Source organism: Parapedobacter indicus, from assembly GCF_900113765.1.
Taxonomy (GTDB): Bacteria; Bacteroidota; Bacteroidia; order Sphingobacteriales; family Sphingobacteriaceae; genus Parapedobacter; species Parapedobacter indicus.
The window spans coordinates 1-1,504 of record NZ_FOQO01000029.1; the positions used below are offsets into that span (position 1 = coordinate 1).

Consider the following 1,504-nt stretch of genomic DNA (forward strand, 5'->3'; position numbering starts at 1 on the left):
GAGCGTTTTTATTGAACAGTCGGCTACGATGCAAAAAGGGTTTTCTGATACAAGCGGTTGGGTAATTTTGTCTCCCATCGAAGCGCGGATAAAAGAGAAGATCGAGGCGGTCGGCGTTCCATTAAAAAATTGGGATATCAAGATTTATCGAGGTATTTTAACTGGGTATAATGAGGCTTTTATAATAGATGAGGATACCAAGAATAAACTGATTGACGCTTCGCCGAAAAACGCTGAAATTATTCGTCCGATTTTAAGAGGCAGGGATATAAAACAATTTAGATACAGCTTTTCAAACAAATGGCTTATAAATACACATAATGGCAATAAAGGTAAGGGTATAGCTCGGATAAATGTAGAAAGAGATTATCCAGCCGTGTTCCAACACCTCTGCGGGTACAGCTCACAGCTACAACAAAGGCTGGATAAAGGCGACCATTGGAGCAACTTGAGAAATTGTGCGTATTTGGACGATTTTGAAAAAGAAAAAATCATCTGGATTGAACTCACTGACCGGCCAAACTTTGCCTTAGATATCAATGGATATTACCTCAATAATACAATTTTCTTCATGACAGGTGAGAAATTAAAGTATATTCTAGGTTTTCTTAACACAAAGCTATGTGAGTGGTATTTTGACAAAATCGCGGCTACATCAGGAGTTGGGACACGAAGATGGATTAAAATCTACATGGATGAACTCCCAATCCCCGTTGTTGACCAACTGGATGAATTGCACCTAACGTCATTGGTTAATGAAGTTTCAAACAATGAAAATTTGACGACAGCCAGGAAAAAAATCTATACGTTTTTCTATAAGCTCTATAACTTTGAAGAAGAAGAAATTTCCGCAATAGAAGATGCTGTCCTATGAAATAACTTGGATCTCATTTTGACTTAACCCATAAAAATTGCATATTCTAGCTTCGATTTCAGATTCTAAAGCGTGTATTTCTTCGATATCCGTTGTATTTGAAATTAGGCGTTTTACTAACGAAGAAATAGCCTGTTGTTGATCGATTGAAATTTTTGGTATAGGAAGTTGTTCCACAAACATTGGCTTATATTCAACGTAACCGCCACTACGAGAAACCCCTAATTGCTTAATGTAATAGTCTGCAACCTGGGAGTTAAGTATTGCCAGTAAATACAAATTGTTAGTTGCGATAAATGGCGATGGTGCATTGATATAATAGCCCTCATCAATAAGTGCAAACTGGGACTTTAAGGCCAAATTTCCCCACGCTATTTTGAGCTTTTCGAACTCCTCGAAATAGGCGACATTATCTTGAATTTCATACCACTTATATGGCCCAGGTTTTCGACCCCGTATTTCACCGTTGTTTCTTGGCTTCAAGTCCTCATAATATTGAAAGAGGTATTTCTCTACAGCGGGGTACAAGCTAATGTCAATTCCTTTACGGGTGAATATTATCCACTTGTTGTCCCACTCAAATTTGTACCGTTTTATATTTTTGCCTAAAAGAATCGGACGAATAATTTC

Annotated in this window: 2 protein-coding genes; one reads left to right on the forward strand and one right to left on the reverse strand. The window is 37.7% G+C overall.

Annotated elements, in window-relative coordinates:
- A partial coding sequence (locus BMZ56_RS25325; RefSeq protein WP_218146671.1) for a TaqI-like C-terminal specificity domain-containing protein occupies positions 1 to 874 on the forward strand: 874 nt, incomplete at its 5' end.
- On the opposite strand, the gene BMZ56_RS25330 is transcribed toward BMZ56_RS25325, so the two are convergent.
- A partial coding sequence (locus BMZ56_RS25330; RefSeq protein ID WP_218146672.1) for a TaqI-like C-terminal specificity domain-containing protein occupies positions 869 to 1,504 on the reverse strand: 636 nt, incomplete at its 5' end. The genes BMZ56_RS25325 and BMZ56_RS25330 overlap by 6 nt on opposite strands.